Source organism: Bacillus sp. AFS040349, assembly GCF_002577655.1.
GTDB lineage: Bacteria > Bacillota > Bacilli > Bacillales > Bacillaceae > Metabacillus.
On the sequence record NZ_NUMC01000096.1, the window covers coordinates 1 to 20,224 of the forward strand.

General features: G+C 34.7%; 22 protein-coding genes. 4 read left to right on the top strand and 18 right to left on the bottom strand.

All coding sequences use genetic code 11. The annotated features are described in order from the left end of the window. From COD11_RS19240 to gltC, 5 genes are all read right to left on the bottom strand, one after another. The coding region (locus COD11_RS19240) for an ATP-binding cassette domain-containing protein (RefSeq protein ID WP_098798504.1) at positions 1 to 800 on the bottom strand (800 nt) is incomplete at its 3' end. A 15-nt stretch (positions 801 to 815) separates the two neighbouring features. Next, positions 816 to 1,196 carry a GntR family transcriptional regulator gene (locus tag COD11_RS19245; RefSeq protein ID WP_098798505.1) on the bottom strand — a complete coding sequence of 127 codons (381 nt, stop codon included), beginning with the start codon at positions 1,194 to 1,196 and terminating at the stop codon, positions 816 to 818. Positions 1,197 to 1,211: 15 nt separating this feature from the next. Continuing rightward, entirely contained in the window at positions 1,212 to 1,952 is a 741-nt protein-coding gene (locus COD11_RS19250; RefSeq protein ID WP_098798506.1) for a hypothetical protein, read from the bottom strand. Positions 1,953 to 1,982: 30 nt separating this feature from the next. Then, positions 1,983 to 2,483: a small multi-drug export protein gene (locus COD11_RS19255; protein WP_098798507.1), complete on the bottom strand. Its 501-nt coding sequence runs from the start codon at positions 2,481 to 2,483 to the stop codon at positions 1,983 to 1,985. Between the two features lie 111 nt (positions 2,484 to 2,594). Continuing rightward, positions 2,595 to 3,500, bottom strand: coding sequence for a glutamate biosynthesis transcriptional regulator GltC (gene gltC, locus COD11_RS19260; protein WP_098798508.1), 906 nt, complete (start codon positions 3,498 to 3,500; stop codon positions 2,595 to 2,597). Positions 3,501 to 3,660: 160 nt separating this feature from the next. Between gltC and gdhA the strand changes: the two genes are divergently transcribed. The 3 genes from gdhA (at position 3,661) to COD11_RS19275 (ending at position 7,660) form a co-directional block, all read left to right on the top strand. Further along, complete coding sequence (gene gdhA, locus COD11_RS19265; RefSeq protein ID WP_098798509.1) at positions 3,661 to 5,043, top strand: NADP-specific glutamate dehydrogenase; 1,383 nt, start codon at positions 3,661 to 3,663, stop codon at positions 5,041 to 5,043. Between the two features lie 194 nt (positions 5,044 to 5,237). Beyond that, positions 5,238 to 6,014, top strand: a complete 777-nt coding sequence (locus COD11_RS19270) for an ABC transporter ATP-binding protein (RefSeq protein ID WP_098798510.1) — start codon at positions 5,238 to 5,240, stop codon at positions 6,012 to 6,014. 2 nt (positions 6,015 to 6,016) lie between these two features. After that, on the top strand, positions 6,017 to 7,660 hold the full coding sequence (locus COD11_RS19275; RefSeq protein WP_098798511.1) for a hypothetical protein: 1,644 nt from the start codon (positions 6,017 to 6,019) through the stop codon (positions 7,658 to 7,660). Between the two features lie 182 nt (positions 7,661 to 7,842). Here the strand turns inward: COD11_RS19275 and COD11_RS27635 are convergent, their stop codons facing one another. The 4 genes from COD11_RS27635 to COD11_RS27015 all read right to left on the bottom strand — a co-directional run bounded on the left by COD11_RS27635 (position 7,843) and on the right by COD11_RS27015 (position 9,954). Then, the gene (locus tag COD11_RS27635) at positions 7,843 to 8,487 is read right to left on the bottom strand and encodes an SEC-C metal-binding domain-containing protein (RefSeq protein ID WP_255301647.1); all 645 of its coding nucleotides are present in this window, start codon (positions 8,485 to 8,487) and stop codon (positions 7,843 to 7,845) included. A 162-nt stretch (positions 8,488 to 8,649) separates the two neighbouring features. Then, the gene (locus tag COD11_RS27640; protein ID WP_255301648.1) at positions 8,650 to 8,838 is read right to left on the bottom strand and encodes a hypothetical protein; all 189 of its coding nucleotides are present in this window, start codon (positions 8,836 to 8,838) and stop codon (positions 8,650 to 8,652) included. A gap of 239 nt (positions 8,839 to 9,077) precedes the next feature. Continuing rightward, positions 9,078 to 9,656, bottom strand: coding sequence for a hypothetical protein (locus tag COD11_RS19285; RefSeq protein ID WP_098798512.1), 579 nt, complete (start codon positions 9,654 to 9,656; stop codon positions 9,078 to 9,080). A gap of 136 nt (positions 9,657 to 9,792) precedes the next feature. Beyond that, complete coding sequence (locus COD11_RS27015) at positions 9,793 to 9,954, bottom strand: hypothetical protein (protein WP_176551149.1); 162 nt, start codon at positions 9,952 to 9,954, stop codon at positions 9,793 to 9,795. 179 nt (positions 9,955 to 10,133) lie between these two features. Here COD11_RS27015 and COD11_RS19290 point away from each other — a divergent pair, with 179 nt between their 5' ends. Beyond that, on the top strand, positions 10,134 to 10,385 hold the full coding sequence (locus COD11_RS19290; RefSeq protein WP_098798513.1) for a SunI/YnzG family protein: 252 nt from the start codon (positions 10,134 to 10,136) through the stop codon (positions 10,383 to 10,385). A 49-nt stretch (positions 10,386 to 10,434) separates the two neighbouring features. Here COD11_RS19290 and COD11_RS19295 read toward each other — a convergent pair whose 3' ends face one another. From COD11_RS19295 to COD11_RS19335, 9 genes are all read right to left on the bottom strand, one after another. Beyond that, positions 10,435 to 14,202, bottom strand: a complete 3,768-nt coding sequence (locus COD11_RS19295) for an AAA domain-containing protein (RefSeq protein WP_098798514.1) — start codon at positions 14,200 to 14,202, stop codon at positions 10,435 to 10,437. Between the two features lie 241 nt (positions 14,203 to 14,443). Continuing rightward, on the bottom strand, positions 14,444 to 14,824 hold the full coding sequence (mscL, locus tag COD11_RS19300) for a large conductance mechanosensitive channel protein MscL (RefSeq protein WP_098798515.1): 381 nt from the start codon (positions 14,822 to 14,824) through the stop codon (positions 14,444 to 14,446). Between the two features lie 214 nt (positions 14,825 to 15,038). Beyond that, positions 15,039 to 15,692, bottom strand: a complete 654-nt coding sequence (locus COD11_RS19305) for a DUF1801 domain-containing protein (RefSeq protein WP_098798516.1) — start codon at positions 15,690 to 15,692, stop codon at positions 15,039 to 15,041. Positions 15,693 to 15,864: 172 nt separating this feature from the next. After that, the gene (locus tag COD11_RS27020) at positions 15,865 to 16,614 is read right to left on the bottom strand and encodes a hypothetical protein (protein WP_176551150.1); all 750 of its coding nucleotides are present in this window, start codon (positions 16,612 to 16,614) and stop codon (positions 15,865 to 15,867) included. A 156-nt stretch (positions 16,615 to 16,770) separates the two neighbouring features. Next, positions 16,771 to 17,502, bottom strand: coding sequence for an alpha/beta fold hydrolase (locus tag COD11_RS19315; RefSeq protein ID WP_098798517.1), 732 nt, complete (start codon positions 17,500 to 17,502; stop codon positions 16,771 to 16,773). A gap of 52 nt (positions 17,503 to 17,554) precedes the next feature. Further along, positions 17,555 to 18,022, bottom strand: coding sequence for a GNAT family N-acetyltransferase (locus COD11_RS19320; RefSeq protein ID WP_098798518.1), 468 nt, complete (start codon positions 18,020 to 18,022; stop codon positions 17,555 to 17,557). A gap of 354 nt (positions 18,023 to 18,376) precedes the next feature. Next, positions 18,377 to 18,649: a hypothetical protein gene (locus COD11_RS19325; protein ID WP_231307567.1), complete on the bottom strand. Its 273-nt coding sequence runs from the start codon at positions 18,647 to 18,649 to the stop codon at positions 18,377 to 18,379. Positions 18,650 to 18,881: 232 nt separating this feature from the next. After that, on the bottom strand, positions 18,882 to 19,073 hold the full coding sequence (locus COD11_RS19330; protein ID WP_098798519.1) for a hypothetical protein: 192 nt from the start codon (positions 19,071 to 19,073) through the stop codon (positions 18,882 to 18,884). A 41-nt stretch (positions 19,074 to 19,114) separates the two neighbouring features. Continuing rightward, positions 19,115 to 19,555 (bottom strand): YaiI/YqxD family protein, encoded by a 441-nt coding sequence (locus tag COD11_RS19335; protein ID WP_098798520.1) that lies wholly within the window; start codon positions 19,553 to 19,555, stop codon positions 19,115 to 19,117. Positions 19,556 to 20,224 lie beyond the last annotated feature (669 nt).

A 20,224-nucleotide genomic window follows, 5' to 3' on the forward strand; every position in this document is an offset into this window, starting at 1 on the left:
ATAAATCTTTTGACACTACCGTTAGAAAACTGATTTGTTACAACTTCAATCGATGTGCTATTAATAGTGTTCACACTCACTATACTAGGATGATTTTTCAACTCATTTGGTAATTCAGTAATCCACAATCTCGCCCATTTTTCATGAATTTCATCTTTTTCAAAAGAATGAAGAATGTTTCCTTTTTCTAATATCGTAATATAATCACAGATTTGTCTCACATCGTCCATATTGTGAGTTGCCAGAACAATGCTTTTCTCTCCATCCTCCATAAAGTGAATTAAATCTTCTTTTAGCTTTCTTTGTGACATAATATCTAGGTTTGCTGAAGGTTCGTCTAATAAAAGGATGTCTGGGTTATGACAGATAGAGAAAACAAATTCTACTTTCTTTTTTGTCCCTTTTGAACATTTACCAAATTTCTCATTTTCGTTAATGTTATATCTGTTTATGAAATGAGTATAACGATCATGATCCCAATTTGGATACCAACGTGAAATTAGTTTAGCAAGTTCTTTTACTTTAAGAGAAGAGAATGGTTCAAATAAATCACCAATATACCCTATTCTTCGCTTCGATTCTGTTTCATTTTCGTTGATGTTTTCTCCAAACATAGAGATTGTACCTGCTTCTGTTTGCAAAATATTCATTAATAATCTAAAAAACGTGCTCTTACCTGATCCATTATCACCTAATAACGCTACAGCCATTCCTTTTTCCAAAGTGAAATTAAGAGGTCCTAGCTTAAAGTGTTTAAACTTCTTTTCTAATCCTTTTACTTCTAAAACTGAGGTATTCATCTTTCATTCCCCCGTCTAAAAATCTTTTAACACTTCTTCAAAAATAACCCGAAGCTCTTCCTTTGTTGCCCCTAATTGCAATCCCTGTTCAATTGCTTTCTGTAGTGCATCATAGACAACTTTTTCTTTTGTTTCTTTTTTATGTGGTTCCTCTATTTCTCTAACAAACGTCCCCTTACCTTGGACTGTTTTAATATATCCGCTTGTTTCAAGATTTTGGTAAGCTCTTCTGGTTGTAATCACACTGCATGATAGTTCACTGGCCAATACTCTAATAGATGGCAGAGGAGTGCCTGGTGGTAGCTGGCCACCAACAATTAATGTTTTTAGCTGGTATTCAATTTGATGATAAATGGGTTCTCGACTATCCTCTGATACACGAATAGGAAGCTTCATGCCTACCCCTCCATCCTACAAATAATCCTTAGTAGATAAGCGTTTTGTTAACAAAGCATGCCATAAAACGCATCCTACCATTCCGATGAAAAGAAAGAGAAAAGCGATTGGCCAACCTATATGGATTGAAAGAGATATGGTTAATTCAACAATTCCTTTTTCAATAATTGAATAATAAAAGTAAAAAGCAAATACTAGGATAACAAATAAAAGATAAGGAAAAAGATGTAGTACTTTTCCGCTCGTCCCATATTCCAAATAAGTGTGAAATCCTCCTAAGGCCAGAGCATAGCCTAACCAAATAACGATAAATATGAGGTAATCATTTATCGTGAAATAGTTAAATAAAAGGTCTGCTAAAGAGTAAGTAATCGTAGAATAAAAAACGATGCTCAACAGAAATAATGTGATAAGCATTAAAATCGTCCGGCTTAAAGCGAGAACTTTGATAGGAATTGGCAGTGAACGATAAACAGCCATGCGCTTATTAAAAGGATCATCTTTTATTGCCTTATAGTTCAAATATGGACCAGACATAAAGATCGTTGCTAACGCAGGTGTAATCACAATAAACATAAAATCGATGAAAAAGAATCTGTCATTCATACTTTCTGTATCCATTACATTCATAATCGACTGTTCTAAACTAAGAGAAGAAATACCTCCAAAAAAGATCGTTACTAAGATGGAAGCTCCTAACTGAAGTTTATTAAACTGTAATTCTTTAAGAGCTAACCAAAGGGCATCTTTTAGCAATTTCATCTCTCCTTTTTATCAAACTACGTATCAGTTATTTTCAATTAAGTCTTCAAAAAAGCCTCTGTCCTCATACCCTAAGATATCTACGCCGAAAAGAGATAATACTGCAAACACTAACCCCCAAACGACAATACTAGCAACCATCCAGATAGACGTTTTTTTCTTTGTTCCGCCAAATGAAATACTCATAAAAGCTGTTAAATGACTACCAACAAATAAAGGGCCAATGAATGCTAAACCTGGTAAACCATATTTTTTCCATAAGTTTTGAGCACGTAATGCCCTTTTACTTGGGTTTTTCTCCTCATCTTCACCTTTTCTTTTTCTTCTCCACTCTTTAATTTTGTTCACAAAAAGAATTAGCAATAAAACCGTTAAGATGTTACCAAGTAATGCGATTAAAATGGAAGGCACTGCCGGTAATCCAGCAATAATCGCTAATGCAATCACTCCGTACCCTTCAAAAAATGGGACTGCAGCTAAAACAAAAACAACTAAATATGCCCAAAGCAACTCCATAAATTCCATAATAAAAAATCCCCCAATACTGTTATGGTGTGTATATCTATATATACACTTTAACACCACAACAAACAAAACACAAGGGGACAGGTTCCTTGTCCCATCCCCCACATACATTCAATTCTTAAACTCATCTAACCTCGCAAAAAATTCGATCAAAAACTCATAAAATAACTTTTCTGTTGGTAAAAGCACCCGATCTTTAGGAGTAATCACTCCAACTGTCCTAGTTACATTTGGTTCAGCTAACGGTATTTTGACCGTTGATCGTGGCAAGCTATCAACTAACGTAACCTCTGGCATAAGGGTAACCCCTAACCCTGCCGAAACAAGCCCCTTCAACGCATCAATATCATCCCCTTCAAAAGCAACATTCGGCTTAAAACCTAGATTTTGACATGCTTGAACAACCATATCGCGGAAGACGAATCCTTGTGGTAATAAAACAAAAGGCTCGTCCACAAGCTCTAGTAATTTTATAGACTTCTTTTTTGCAAGACGATGGTTAATTGGCAACAATGCCACAACATTTTCTGTAAATAATGCTTTACGACTAATTTTCTTCTCTTCTAGAGGTAAAGGTCCAATTAGAGCAAGATTAAAATCCCCTTTTACCACACCTTCGATTAAATCACGATAAAGAGCTTGTTTAAGCTGAAACTTAGCCTCTGGATAACGCATTCGAAATGCATAAATCACTGTTGGCAATGTGTATGCGGCTAAACTAATCGGAAACGTAATACGAATCGTTCCTTTTTCGGGATCTAAGTATTCCTCAACTTCTCGCCTCGCTTCATCCACAACATTCATGGCATGCTTCATTCGCTCATAAAATATCTTTCCAATCGGTGTTAAATGGACTCTTCTCCCTTCCCTAATAAACAAATCAACACCAAGCTCACTTTCTAAATTAACAATTTGTCTACTTACAGAAGATTGGGCAACATGTAAAGAATCTGCTGCTTCGGTTACATGTTCACGATTAGCAACTTCCATAAAATAACGGATTTGTCTAAAATCCACGGTATATCCTCCTCCATAATCAATGCAAAAAACGCATTAATATTATCGTTTCTTTATATTGATTCGATTATTTCTTTAATTATAAAATATTTCATAATAACAATTCTTTAAATATTAGGAAAAAATGAAAATAATTTATACGGAAAAAGGTGAGTAAACCATGAAAACAATTGAAAAACATCATGAAGCGTATACTGAAAGTGTTCATCATTACGTGGATTCAGTATTTGAAACAGTAAAAAAACGTAATCCAAACGAAAGTGAATTTCATCAAGCAGTCAAAGAAGTATTTGATTCTCTAAAACCAGTTCTTGCGAAGAATCCACAATATATAAAGCAAGGCATTCTTGAAAGAATCGTCGAACCTGAACGAGTGATCTCTTTCCGTGTACCTTGGGTTGATGATCAAGGAAATGTAAAGGTAAACCGCGGCTTCCGTGTTCAGTACAGTAGTGCAATTGGTCCTTATAAAGGTGGATTAAGATTCCACCCATCTGTTAATGCAAGCATTATTAAATTTTTAGGCTTTGAGCAAATCTTTAAAAACTCATTAACAGGTCAGCCAATCGGCGGTGGTAAAGGTGGCGCTGACTTTGATCCTAAAGGGAAATCAGATGGTGAGATCATGCGCTTTTGTCAAAGCTTTATGACAGAACTAAGCAAATACATTGGACCTGATACAGACGTTCCAGCTGGTGATATCGGTGTTGGGGCTAGAGAAATTGGCTTTTTGTTTGGGCAATACAAAAAAATTCGTGGCGGATATGAAGCTGGCGTGTTAACCGGTAAAGGAATTGGGTATGGCGGAAGCTTAGCTCGTAAAGAAGCAACAGGTTATGGAACTGTATACTTTGTTGAAGAAATGCTACAAGATCAGAATTTAAGCTTCCAAGGCAGTACAGTTGTTGTTTCAGGCTCTGGAAATGTATCAATTTATGCGATGGAAAAAGCGATGCAGCTAGGAGCTAAAGTTGTCGCATGTAGTGATTCAAATGGCTATATTTATGATAAAAACGGAATTAACTTAGACACAGTGAAACGCTTAAAAGAAGTTGAAAAGAAACGAATTAGTGACTATGTAGTGGATCATCCTGAAGCAATTTACACAGAAAATTGCTTTGGCATTTGGACGGTTCCTTGTGATATTGCCCTACCTTGTGCCACGCAAAACGAAATTGATTCAGCTTCTGCTTCTCTATTAGTTTCTAATGGTGTAAAAGCCATTGGTGAAGGTGCAAACATGCCTTCAACCTTAGAAGCGGTTGAAATTTTCTTAGAAAACAACGTACTTTTCGCCCCTGCTAAAGCAGCAAATGCTGGAGGTGTTTCAGTTTCTGCATTGGAAATGGCGCAAAACAGTGCAAGATTATCCTGGACCTTTGAAGAAGTTGATTTCAAATTACAGGATATTATGAAAAACATCTATCAAAATAGTAAAAAAGCAGCTCTCGATTACGGTAACCCAGGCAACCTTGTTGTTGGAGCGAATATCGCCGGCTTTGTTAAAGTAGCAGACGCTATGATCGAGCAAGGTGTGATTTAATTTTTGAGTTTTGTGGTCATGTACTTCATCAATTAAATGTGATGAAATGCATGACTTTATTCATTTCTACACCCTTCTTCCCCTAAAATACCTCAGATATTTAACAAACAGAAATTTTCCCTTTAGAAAGCAAAGTTATTAATGGTACACTAGAAAGGTAGTAAATGGAAATTTTAAGAAATGAGGTTTTTTATATGGAAGAAATTATCTTAACAATAAATGATCTAAAGAAAAATTATGGTGTAAAAACTGTTTTAAATGGAGTGTCTTTTCAAGTGAAAAGAGGCGAAATCATTGGGTATATTGGTCCGAACGGAGCTGGAAAAAGTACAACCGTTAAAATCATGCTTGGGATTGAAGATGATTATACTGGGGAAGTGAACATTTTTGGTCATGATATCTCAGACGGAAAAGTTGACTATAAAAGAAAAATAGGCTATGTTCCCGAGATTGCTGAGCTTTATGATAATTTAACTGGCCATGAATATTTAACCTTTATTGGTGAATTATATGGTCTTGACAATGATCTTGCAGAATACAAGTCAAAAAGCTTGATGGAGCTCTTTGGTATTGGCGAAGTCTATCATTCTCGTATTTCCTCTTACTCAAAAGGTATGCGACAAAAGTTATTAATTATTTCTAGCTTATTGCATAATCCTGAGCTGTTATTTTTCGATGAACCAATCAATGGCTTGGATGCAAATAGTGTGATGATTTTCAAGGAAATTATGACTCAGCTAGCAACACAAGGAAAGACCATTTTTTATTCTTCTCATATTATGGACGTGGTCGAAAAAATCAGCAGTAGAATAATCCTCCTACATGATGGGAAAATTGCCGCTGACGGCACATTTGATGAGTTAAAACAGAACACAGAAGGTTCACTTGAACAAATTTTCAACGAACTTACAGGATTTAGTGAGCATAAAGAGCTTGGTTCACGATTTGTATCTGTTGTAAGGGAGATGTAAGGATGAAGGATTTTCGTACATTGAAGCTACTAGATCGGTTAGAAAAAGTGTTCACTAGCTTTGGCGTAGATTACAAGATTATGAGAAAAATTCTTCAAATAAAGCTAACAATGGATGGCCGGCGTGTTCCTACGATTTTCTCGCAAAATGCCAAGAAAAAAGACAAAAAAGACAGCAATCACTATATAAGTTCACTTTGGATTTATGTGTTATTCGGTTTGTTTTTAATTGTATTTGTTTTAATGGAAGAAAATTATCTTTTTCAAATGAGTCTCTTCTACGGAATTTTTACCTTTATTATTATGACATCGATGATATCCGATTTTTCTTCTGTTTTACTAGATATTCGCGACCGAAATATTTTGTTTCCAAAGCCTGTTGATCGAAGAACTATTAGCACAGCGAAAATGGTCCATGTGATGATTTATTTATCTTTTCTTACCACAGCACTTGCAGGTATTCCATTAATTATTGGACTGATTAAAAACGGAATCTTGTTTTTCCTTGTTTCCGTAATGAACGTGATCTTACTTAACCTACTGGTCGTAGGGCTCACAGCACTTCTTTATTTGTTTATTTTACGATTTTTTGATGGAGAGAAATTAAAAGATATCATCAATTATGTTCAAATCGGACTGTCACTTGCCATGATGGTTGGCTATCAATTGCTGGTTCGTTCCTTTGAATTTATTGATTTAACGATTTCAATTGATCCACAGTGGTGGCATGTTTTAATCTTTCCGATGTGGTATGGGGCGATGATGGAAATGGTGATGAATGGTGTTTATCAACCATTTTATCTACTATTTTCAGCTTTAGGGATTCTGGTTCCTCTCCTATCAATATGGCTTTATGTGAAATTTAACCCTACTTTTGAGCAAAACCTTCAAAAGCTTGTTTATCAGGGAAAAGCGAAGGTGAAAAAACGTAGTAAGCTTAAACAATGGCTCCTTAGCATGATTTGTCGCTCACATGAGGAAAGAACATTTTTTAAATTTGCTAGTTTAATGATGAAGAATGAGCGTGATTTTAAATTGAAGGTTTATCCTTCTTTGGGGTTTTCAGTTGTGATTCCTTTTATTTTTATCATGAGTGGATTTGAAAATGATTTGGATTCTTTAGCAAACAGTAAATCCTATATCTCTATTTATTTTAGCTTGATTATTATCCCAACGATCATGCTACTCTTGAAGTATTCAGGAAAATACAAAGGTGCTTGGATTTATGGAGTTGCTCCGATCGATGGATTAAAACCACTTTTTAGCGGGACCATTAAGGCGTTTCTGTTTAACTTATATTTGCCGGTCTACCTTCTTTTAAGTGTTTTATTTATTGCTTTATTCGGGGTGAGAATTCTACCAGATCTTGTCGTTGTTTTTATTAACTCCTGTTTATATGCGGTGATCTGCTTTATGTTTATTAAACAAGCTCTTCCCTTTTCGGAATCTTTTGATGACAGTAATCAAACTGGCAACGGTTTACTGATTTTCGGATTAATGCTGTTTGCTGCACTATTTGCAGGTATACACGTTATCTCGACTTTGGTGTATTATGGGATTTATTTATACTTGGCAATTACGCTTCTAAGTTTGGTATTGATTTGGAGGAAGGCTTTTGATGTGACGTGGGAGCAGGTTCGGTCTTAGTTGGTTTTGAAGCTAGGGGGACAGGTTCCTTGTCCCAAAATATAAAGTGTAGTTCCACATCAATAAAGTAGGATTGTAAAGCACTTACATGCGTAATATGAATTAATTCATATTAAAGCCCAATGAAAGACTGAGATATTCCTCTGTCTTTCATTGGGCTTTTAATGTAGACTCCACAGCGATTACCCACAACATTTCTTATACTTCTTCCCACTTCCACAAGAACACCGGTCATTTCTACCCACTTTTATTACTTCCCCACTTTTGCTATTGTTCTTATTTCCTGGTAATGGTTGTAGATGTTTCTTTTCTACTTTAGATAATTCTGTTGAGGTGTGGCCTTTGAGAAACCATTCTCTTGTGTTGTTCATTAGAAAAATAACTCTGTCAACTAATTTATGGAGAGTTTCCTCATTTTCAAATTCAAGCATCTTACTTAAATATTGTAGAACATCATTAGGAGAATCACCGTTCTTTGTTGCATATACACACTCTTTTGCAATTTGATCTGCATCTGCCTTATTGATTTTGAAGTTTTCTGTTAGAAAGCTAACTAATTGAACATAACCTTTATTTCGCTCAACAAATTCATATTCACCAGCTGTTAAAAGTTGCTCTTTTGTAACCGGGTAAAATGGAACACGCTTTCTCAACGTGTGTTCCTGCAACACTTTCTTTTGATCAAACACTCTTAAGTGAGAGAAACCATCTTCATCTATATAAAATTGCTTGTGAAAATCATTTGCATCATGGATAACTTGAAAATAATCCCGAAGATTCAGAGGTTCTTTTGTATACTTTTCAAGCATTTCTATTAATTGATCCACATCTAATGTTCCATAATAGTATAATAGACCGCTTGTAAGCTTGATCCAATTCGTATTCCTTTTAATTGTCGTCCTTGCTTCAAGATTACCTTTTAATGTTGTAATTTGTTCAATAAGTTCAGTTGGAACAGCAAGAATCTTCTTTCCTTCATGAACTCCCGTTTAAATCATTCCATTTGCACGAAAATATCTAATTTGTTGATTCTTAATGTTCAGAGCTTTGCTTCGACCTTCTTTACTAGCAATATTCGTTAATAAATTAAAACGCTCATGATCCCATAACAGATAGATCTTCTCTAGATAATGAGGAATTTCTTCTACAAGCAAGTCAATAAGCTTGTCCTTTTTCAAGTAACTTACATTTTTAATTTGTAAGGTTTTTCTTATCTCATCAAGCTCATATTTCGTATATTTACCTAGTCCTTCCTTTAATGAAAACGGAACCTTTATTTCACTCCAATACTTTTATACTGTTTTTCCTCCTCCTGTATTCTAAAATCCTTTAACCCCGCTAACATATTTAGCATTGCATCTTCTAATTTCTTATCTGTTTTGTTGTTCATGTTACACACCTACTTTCTATAATTGTCCTATAAATAACTAAACATTATGTTAAGAAGATGATTCTCTTCTTCTTTCATTCGTTTAGAAATAATAGCTTCAATCTTAGTAATAAGTCTAAGATATTGGTATTCCTTGTCAGTTGGTTTATATCCATACATGTCATTGACCATGTATTCTTCATCTTCAATACAGATAGCATGCTGATATTTATTTTCAGTTTTCATCATCAATGCTTCAAAAACATCATCTGGATGATCATTTAATTCACCTGTGAGTGCTAAAATGGGACTACTTTTTTTATTAAATTTGTAGATGAAGTTTAATGCATATAAAGGTTGATCTTCGAGATTAGTAATCAGATAGGTTTGACCACGTATAGAAAAAAATAGATATTCATTTTCTTCTTTAAAAACTACACATTTTACTTTTAGTAATTTAATAAAACGATTGTGATGAGGCTTTACATCAAGGAAATTTTCTTTCCCTTTTCCCTTACTCTTGCATTCCTTACAAATATGCTGCCGATGTCCTTTGCCACTAAACTTCTCATTAGCACGGTATCGATCACAGCCAAAACAGTAATGCCCATGTTTCTTTTTTCCCATTGTTACAACTCCGACCTATCAATCTTCTTCCTTGAACTTTTTTCTTTTTAAGATATTTACTCCTATTGTGTTTTATTATCTATGAATAATCTATCAAAATAAACATAAAAAGAAGCATGAACCGTATTTTCATTAATTAAATTTCATCATTTCCCCAAAAAAATTCTGCCTTTTCTTTTTGAATCAGCTCTTTGCTCGGCCTGCTATCAAAGTAACAATCAAATAACATATTAAGTAATTTTATTCTCTCACCATTATCCATTTCTTCAATTGCTTTCATTATTTCATCAGCAGTCATTTTTACCACCTCATATACAGTATTATTTATATACTTTATTTTACAATGAAACAATCATCCAAATACAACTAAATGTGAGTGTTAAAAAAGTAAACCAACGAAACCTTATCATTTTAAAAACGTATAAGTATGTAAAACCAATGATAGTTTATGTTTTACGCTATAAGGAGTTGAAGTTTATGTTGGGTCTAAATCTAAAAAAATCAAATAACATAGTGAGTATTAAGTGGCAGTTAACGAAGGTGGAGATCCCGACATCAGAAATTATCGATGTATCTTTAGATGATACGTATGGTGGTGAGGAAAAAGAAGCTATTAGAATTGGCACACCATACGGAACTACTGATAGAGTAGTTATTAAGACGAGGAAAAAGACTTATATTCTTTACACCACAAATCCTACTTCCATCAAAAACAAAATATTGTCATAAAAGGATAATATAAAAAAGGCATACTAAGAAATCTAGTATGCCTCCCAAATCAAACGGTAACTTCCTTCTTCAAACTCTCTTCCTTCACCAACTTCTTCACAAGCTGATCAATCTTCTCAATCTCAGCACTTGAATTCTTCCACCAATTTCGGCTCCAAATTCTTGTGATTTTCCAGCCTTTTGTCTCCAAAAATCTTTGTCTATAAACATCTCGCTCTTTTGCAGATGGTGCACTATGGTACATTGCTCCGTCACATTCAATACCGATGATATATTTTTCCGGTTGGTTAGGATGTACAACCGCTAAATCAATTCGATATCCAGACATGCCAATTTGGGTATCAACCTTATATCCTAGTTTTGTTAGAGCTGTATACACTTGTTCTTCAAAAGGAGAGTCGAAAACTAGAGTGCTTTCTTGCTTCTTCGTGTTTTGGTTTTCATTGAGCTTTGTTAAAACAGCTTCAATTTCATTCTTTCTCACATGTGATACAGCCTTGGCGTATTCCATGTAGCTTTTAAGGAACTTAGGTCCTTCATTTTTTGTTGTGCTAACGCTAAGTTCGCTTGGTTCAATGCTTGTGACAACGTGAATTTCTTCTTTTGAACGTGTCACCGCAACGTTTAAGCGATTTTCTCCGCCTTGTTGGCCGAGTGAGCCGAAGCGATTATAAACTCTACCTTCTTGATTTTTCGCATAGGCAATCGAGAAAATAATAATATCTCTTTCGTCACCTTGAACATTTTCGATGTTTTTCACGAAAATTCGTTCATCCATGTCTCTGCTCATAATTTGCTGGTACAACACACCAAACTCTTGATCTTCTTCTACTTGAGCATCGATGATATCTTGGATTTTATCTTGTTGCTTCGCGTTGAAGGTAATGATTCCGACTGTTTTCTTTGGATGCTGAAGAACAGTTTTTTTCAACAAATCAACAACAGCTTTTGCTTCCACTTCATTGCATTGGTTAATCCAGCGACCGTCTACCTTATGCCATTGAATGGCTGCTGGCTGACGCAACGGCTCAACGTTTGGTGCGATTTGAATATTTCCATTGTAATAAACATGATTTGAGAAGTTGATTAACTCCTCGGATTTTGAACGGTAATGCCATTGCAGCATTTTTTCAGGCAGTGAACGTTTTGCCAAGTTCAACAAACTTTCCGATTCTTTAAAATCATCCACTTCAGCATCATCTTCGTCGTCAGAAATCACGCCTCTAAATAACGTAGAAGGAGGTAATTGCTTTTCATCCCCGGCTACCACTAGCTTCTCAGCTCGAAATGCTGCAGGAAGTCCATTTTCCACCGTACATTGTGATGCTTCATCAAAAATAACGATATCAAAGAGTTCCTTTTGCAGTGGGAAAATGGCCGAAACGGTTTCAGGTGATGTTAACCAAATTGGCATAACATCTAAAAGTCCATTTAATGAAAACTCTCGAACAAGCTTTCTTACTGGCCAGATCATTCTCTGTTTCCCAGTTTGATGCTTTAATTCTCGCATTGCTTTGCTGTTTGTTTGCTTGACTGAATTTAATTTTTCCAGAAGACGATTGATCAGCACTTTTACGGTAAGCTCGCGTTTTTGTAGTAATAGTGCTTTAAAATCTTCCCGTACTTTCTCGATTTCTTCCGTTCCAATTTTCGTTAAAATGGGATGCTTTGATTCAATCCCATCAATCCAATGTATAAAAGCAGACTGTCTCACAATATCGACCCATTCATCAGAAAGCTGTTTATGAATATTGTTCGAAGTTTTATCTTTTAGCATATCAATCATCTTTTTGATGTTCGGTAAAAACTCATCATACTCACGATCCATATTCCGCAAATCTTCAAAGTCTTGCAGAATAAATTCATGCTTCTGCTCAATTTCGGTTAAAGGAATATCTCCTTTAGAAATTCGTTCATGATATTTTTTGACTAATTCATCGTTAAAATAGGCTTGTAATGACTTAACTTCAGTTGACATTTTTTCCGACACTTGTGAAAGGTCAAACAAAATCTTTAAGCTTTCTCTAATGCGTGGCCATTCTTTTGATGAAGTTCCTTTGAATTTTTCACCGTTCAGAAGCTCTTCAACAATCGTTTTTCCAGTGAAAGAAGTCCACCACCATAAACGCAGCTTTTGTAAGGTTCTTTTTTCTTCTGGATTCAAATCATCATAAATTTTTTCTAATTTATCGTTAATGAGCCACGTGTATTCTGGAGTAATGTCATCTTGATCAAATTCATTTAGGTAAGAAATACTTGTTTTCGCTTTTTCGATCACATTTTTTAGAATTTCCACTATCGTTAGTCGATCTTTTAGCTCTAATGAAGCAAAAGATTTTCGATCTTTTAAAGGATAATCCTCACTTCCAAAACGACTGTAATACGTTCCATATGAGAAAATCTTCATTAATACATCATCTAAATTGTCTTTCATTAAAGAATGAAGAATTTCTTTTAATTCCAAAATTACTTCAATTTCATTAATCGGCTTTCCTAACGAATATAAATCAAACGCCTTATACCCATGAGGCTGTACCTCGTATAAACCCTTTGCAATTGCATTTAACTTTGACTCATATTCTTCTATTTTAGAAGAAAGCTGAACCAACTCATTTTCATGATCACTTGCTAGTTTATCATCTTCTAGTAATGTGTTTAACTTTTTATACAATGGTTTTCGGTCATTTTTTTCATCATGTAAAAGTGCAACATGTGTTGATAATCCTAGTGCTTCTAAGCGTTGATACACAACATCAAGCGCGGCTCTTTTTTGACAAACTAAAAGCACGCGTTTATCTTGGGATATGGAATTCGCAATTAAGTTCACAATGACCTGCGATTTACCAGTACCTGGTGGCCCATGAACAACTAACCCACGATTGCGGTCTACCTCATTAATAATTTCTTCCTGTGAAGCATCTGTATCAAGAACAAAAAACTTCTCTTTTTCCGGTTTAGTCACTATTTCTCCAGGCGTACTACCTTCGTCATAATCAGAAGTTTTTAAATTCTCACCGGCATTCAGTAATTCACTTAAAATACCTAAATCGGCCTGTTCATCCTCAGTTGCCAATATCAAATCTTCGTAATCTTTTAATAAAGCTGAATTTCCCTGAGGGTAATTCCCTAATATCGCCATATGATCTAACTGAAATTGTCCCTTTTGAAATTCAGGAATTTCACTTTGTTTATAATCTTTAAACTTCTCAAGCTCCTGTTGATTGTTCCAAAGAATATTAAAGGAGTACTCTTTTAGCCAAGAAATTAACGTTAAAAAGTTGATCGATTTTGCTTGCTCTTCCGCTTCATCAAATATTTTCTCGTCAATATCTAACCCACTAAATTTTTTGAAAGCTAAAATAAGTGTGCGGTTTAACTGAGGCTCGCCCTCATTTACATCGAGCTTCCACTGCGTACCGTTCACTTTTTCTCTCTCAAGCTTTACTGGATATAAAAACAAAGGAGCGCGTACGTATGTTCCGTCTAGCATACAGCCAGAAATGTACGGGTAACCAACATACAAATCATACAACCCTGTTTCTTCCTCGATCCCCTTTACATTTCGATACAATGAAGTCAATTTCCCTGATAAAACTAAAGAATCATCGTTAGAAACATCTTGCTTTACCAACACAACATTTCCTTTTCCTTCTACTACTCTTTCAACGACCGTTTTGGCATCTACTTTTTGAGCTAATTTATCAATCGAGCTAATATCAAAAGCCCATTTATCATATAATTTCAAGGTCCGAATCGACCTGTTGCGTTTACTTAAATCATTTAATCGATCTTTTAATTGCGTTAATTTATCCTTCATTTTTTACCACCTATACTAAAAAATAAAAAATCATCAGTTCTCGTCTGATGATTTGAATTAAGTCATATATTAAATTATACCCCCTAAATATTTACAAGGAAAGGCAAAATTCGACTTTGGGAAAAGTATGCAAAGAAGTGAAGAAGTTGCTTGTGAGTTTAGGTCAAAAACCGCAAGAAGTGTACTCGCGGTTTATTTACAGAGATGAAAACCCTAAGTTCGACTAATTACTGTTCTACGACTATTGATTGTTTTTTAATAAATCCCGGATTTCTGTTAAGAGTTCCGTATTTTTATCAGTAGGTGCTGGCTTGTTGTCTTTCTCTGTTTCTTTCCTTTTGACATATTTGTTCATGACTCTGACAAAGAGGAAGATCGAAAAGGCAACAATCAGAAAGTCGACCACATTTTGTAAAAATTGACCATATTTAAGCTCTGCTTCCCCTATTTTGACCGTCAGATTTGTAAAATCAACTCCACCCATTAAAAGACCAACTAGTGGCATAATCATGTCATCAACAAGGGAAGAAACAATTTTCCCAAACGCAGCCCCAATTACAACCCCAACAGCCAGGTCCAGGACATTACCTTTCATCGCAAATTTCTTGAATTCATTCCACATACCTTTGTCAACCCTTTCTTTTTAGATAGAGGTGATTATACTATGAAGGTGATGTGAAAACCAAATTTGGTAAAAAATGTGGACTAATATGGGTGCTAAATTAGCATTTTGTTTAAATGAATAACGTATATAGTTATTTAAATATACACATAATAATATTATGTAAACTATGAACTCGTAAAGAAAGTAGAAAACCAACAGTTTTCCTACTTTCTTATGTTAAGTTCTTATGTGATCCATCACAGTTAGGCATTCTTTTCGAAAGACCACATGTGCAATCAGTTAATCCCTTACCAATCAGAATTCGCTCAATACATTTCATAATCCTTGATTCTCTAGTTTTCGATTGTTTTGGTTGAGAGAAATGAAGAATATACGCTCTTTGTCGTCCTGGTGTTAATGCTTCAAAAGCCATTTTCAAGGCAGGCAGTTCATCAAATTTTTGATGAAGCTCTTCCGGTATAGTAAACTCTGAATGCTCCTTAGCCTTCACTTCTAAACCCGCTTTTTCAACCTCGATAGCTTCCTTGATATAAACTTTCAAAATAGATTCCATTTCAACAATTTCTTGTAGATTTGTGAACCGAATTTGGCGAGCTGACTGGACATTCTCCGTTTGTTGAATGAGTATTTTCTGCGGATCCTTAAGCAAAGCACCTTTATGAAACAGAAGTGCACAGTAGTCTTTAAATCCATGGATTAACACAATATTTTTGCCATTTAACGTGTAGCAAGGATGCTTCCACTTAAATTCTTCAGTTAACTCAGAGTCCTGAACGATTTCTCGTAGCTTCTCAAACTCTTCCTTCCACTTTTTCGCGGCAGTTAAAAATTCATCAACTTTTGGATTTAAATTTGTATTGTTCATTTAGGTATACCCCATTTTAATTTTTCGGTCAGTAAAACAGCTAGAATTTCTCACTTTTGAATTTATAACAACACTTCTATTATATCAAGAAAATAGATAAAATACGGTTGGGATCGCTCTTTTCCTGTAGTAACATAAAAAACGAGACTAAAGAATTAGCCTCGCAATTGTATTATGAATTTAAGTTATTAGAAGGATTTCCATCCGCATCAGTACGTACATAACCCCCACCCTCTTCTTCACTCAGATTGACGGAAGTATTCCCATCTCCATCTCTCCAATAACCATCAATCCATACCCCATCACGCCAATGACCCTCTACGTAATGAGGTTGAACATGGTGCGTTCCAGGCTGTTCTGATGTTTCTATTGAAGAAGCTCCTTCTGCCTGAGCCACATGAGGTTGGACTTGATGCACATTTGATGCTCCTTCTGTCCCTGAATTAGCGGAATTTTGATGATCGTTAACTTGTTCAGCACCATCTGCTCCATCAACTAAATCGATCACTCCAACAGCAAGTGTTCCAATCGCCACTGTTTTACCGATATCTCGTAATCCTTGCTTTACTTTTATGTCATCTCCTTCTTTCATTCCTTCATATGTAGATTTTCCACTATGATAGGTATTTTTAGCAGTTTGATAGACACCCTTTGCTGTTCTACCTATCGAATCCGCCATATCGTTTAATCCTTGATCCTTTTTCTGTTTATCTTCTTGAATCAAACCTGTTGCCGTATTCCAAGCACCATCTGCAACTTGCCCAACCGTATCACCAGCAAATTCGGAAGCTTTTTTAACCCCATCTCCCACTTCTTTAATAAACTTACTACCTGTTACATCTCCAACAACATTGACTGCCCCACCAATTACAGTTCCTGTTGCTTTACCAGCGAATTTACCAACATCTCTTAAAAATCCCATAAACGTGTTCCTCCTCTATCTTATGTAAGCGAAAAAAGACCCACCCAAATAGGTGGATCATACCGACGTATCATTCTCCATCTTTTTAGGCGACTCGGCTACCATATAATTATCTTGAATTAAAATATCTTGAATATGAGATAATTTAATCCTTCACTAACTCATCTTGTCAATTAGCTTTTTTATCGCACTTACTACCTCTTCAGGTTCGACATTTTGAATATAATGAGTACTGTTTTTAGCTATTACCAATTCTCCATCAGCAGATATTTCAAGAATTTCTCTCTGCATTTCATTCCATAGCTCTTGTGATTCGTTTGAGTAATGATCTTTCTTACCAGCTGAAAGAACAATTACTGGGACATTTAATTTTATTTTAGTATCTTTTAAGTGTTCTAGACTTTCCATAAATTCATCATAGTTGCCTTCATAAATGAATTGTTTGTTGTATGCTCTTTGAAACTCTTTTGACATCATTGGGAGAAATCTTTTTCTATAGTCTTCAGGTGTAGAGTCAATCAGGACAAGCCCGCAAACATCATTTTGATATTCAGTTGCAAATATTCGCATATTATTAACTCCACCGAACGAATGACCTACTAAAATGTATGGAGGTTCTATCTTAGCTTTTACAAGAAGCTGTTTCAATTCTTTTACCATATCACGGCTGGTTCTTGGATTCAAACTTCTTTCGCTTTTCCCGAGTCCAGCTCTATCATAAATTAACACACTACTAAGTTTTGAAATATCCCCAATTACAGAATCCCAAGCCTTTGAGAAATCTCCATATCCTGCGTCCATAATAATAGTTGGTTTTCCGGTAGTTTCACTCAATAATTTAGCATATAGTTTACAATCACTTACTTGCACAAACATCTCTTTACTCATTTATTAGGTTCCTCTCATTTTAACTAATTAATATTTTACAGCCAAATAGTTTCTAAATCTTTTTATAAAAAGTAAGGGTTGCTTTATCGTTTAACTTCTTGGTTATTCCTGTTTTTTTATAACCAATTTTTTCATACAAATAACAATTTCTTTCTTCCTCTAATAATGTGGCTAATTCCCAAGAAGTTGCATGGGGGAACATGTCTTCAATTAGTTTAATTGCCTTCTGTGCAATTCCTTTTCCTTGATAAGTAGGTAGAATGAACATTGGGCTAATCCAAAACTGTGTCTCCTCATTGGTAAAAATGCAAATAGCGCCTACAAGTTTATTATCAGCTAATATCTTATAAAAACCACCGTCAGATCTATTAATTCTTGATACTACTTTTTCAACACTTTCATTTGCTGGATTAGTTTCATAATCTTTATACTTATCCAACAATGGCATAAAGGCCTCAACTTGAATATCAAAAATTTCTTTGGCGTTATTGGCAGTAGCTTTTTCTAATATAACTTTCATTACAACACCAACTCTCTGAATTTTAATTATTATATATTATTCAATGCTTAACTAAAATTCACCTTTTAAGGAATACCTTAACCAATGAAAAAGGGCGACATCCTTATTCAAGGAGTGAGGATGGGTATTGAACTAACACTACACTAGTTTGATAAGGTTTTTAACCTCTTCCACGATTATTCTTTATCACTTTATAAATGAGAAAAAAGCTAAAATACTCAAAACAAAAAATATAATCATTTTAATAATAATTTGTTGTCCATCAAAGAAATCATCAAAAGGACTTCTCATTTCATATTCTGCTTCTCTATTTGCCTTTATATATTGACCATCCTATTCTCCAACTGCTATTGCTTAGTCTGTACTTATCTCTTTAATTGAATAGTATTTAGTGCCTCGCTTATAGGCATTAGAGAAGTTACTGGAATACTGTTCCATATCCGAATGCCTAGTGACATGTCCTATTTCATTATCAATTTCCGTTACATATTCATCACTTATCACATAAATATATCCATCCCAAACTACAAATGGATAAGCCCAAGATGTTGCTAATGTCTTACCTGGATAAAAGGAAATAAATAAAACAAATAAAACAGCAATAGATAATAAATGTTTACTTTTCACACAAGCCCCCTTTCTTAAATTTGACGGTTATATTTAATGTAAGTTTCAATTCAGGTTGAACAAAACTGCTCGATATTTAAGTGTAACGCTTCACAATCTCTTTTCCATTTCTAGCAATTCACATAAAAAAGACACGAATGTTACACATTCGCGCTTTTATTGTTGAAGAATAATATCAATAAAACAAACAATTATAACAAAATTTTAGTAAGAATAAACAAAAGAAAAGAATTTACTTTTTGGGCTGATCAAGTGCTTGGTAAGCTACCTGGTACTTTCCTCCATCAGCAACTTCTGAATGGTACAAGGCCTTAAGGGCATTGTTTTTTTCAAGTCCCATTTCTGCCTTCAGTTCTTTAAAGCGGGTATGCAGTTCTTTATTTTCCTTAATTAGTTGTTGCATTTGCGATTTTATGTACTTCAAAATATTTAGCTCCTTTCTGTATATCTGAGTTTAGCCTAATTTTAACTAGAAATAACCTGTTTAAAAAGATTCCTAAATTGCTCCCCGTCTTCTGCTGTAAATGGCTTTGGTCCCTTTGTTCGCTTTCCGCTTTTTCGAGCCATTGCACTTAAATAACGTGTTTGCAATAACTGGTCAATATTTTCATTTGTATAACTGAATCCTGTATGGTGGAGGACGATAATTCCTTTTGCTAAACCTAGCGAGGCAAGACCATAATCTTGCGTCACAATAATATCTCCTTTTTCTACCAACTTCATAATCCGATAATCTGCAGCATCTGCTCCAGAATCAACATAAATGGTTTCCACTCCTGTTGGCTGTTCTGCATTAGAAAAATGAGAAAAGCTTGTAACAAGGATAACCGGGATTTCTAAATTTCTTGCTTCAGAAATAATAATATCTTTCACCGGACAAGCATCTGCATCCACATAAATTTTCATTTTTCTTCCTCCTGTTAAGAAGTTTGACTTACTCTTTAACTAAATCTTTTTCAACTATGAAAGGGACTGGTGACTTTTATATAATAATATAAAGGATTTCTTCTGCTGTATTTTATCCTTATTATACTTTATAGGATTTTGTTGGCAATTGGTCGTCCCAAAAAAACGTCCAGAAAAAATAGGTCAGGTGGGGAATATGGGTAATAATAATCCGAAGAGAATGAAATCAATATAAAGAAAGCCTAAATAATGCTACTATTAAATAAAAGGGCAGTTATTTCTCTAGTATTAGTATGTATTTCATTAATTTTATCAGTCATAAGCTTGATAGGGATACCTATTCTATTGTAGGTTTTATTGTAAGTTATTTTAGTTTAAAGGAAACATATATAACAAGGCACAGAGGATACGGCTTTGCTATGACGGGTTTAATTTGTAATACATTAGCAATCATTTTACCTTTATTAATAACCCTAGTTTTCTTTCAACATTTTTTACATCATCTTCAGTTAATTTTTGTAATTTGTAATAATTTTGATTTGACCAAAAGTTTATATTATCAATCATGCTATATCATCCATTCAAATTTTTTTCTTTAGGTATATTATAATTATCACCGAATTGCTTTACATTCATTAGGTCCTATAATAAAACCAGCTAATAGTTGTC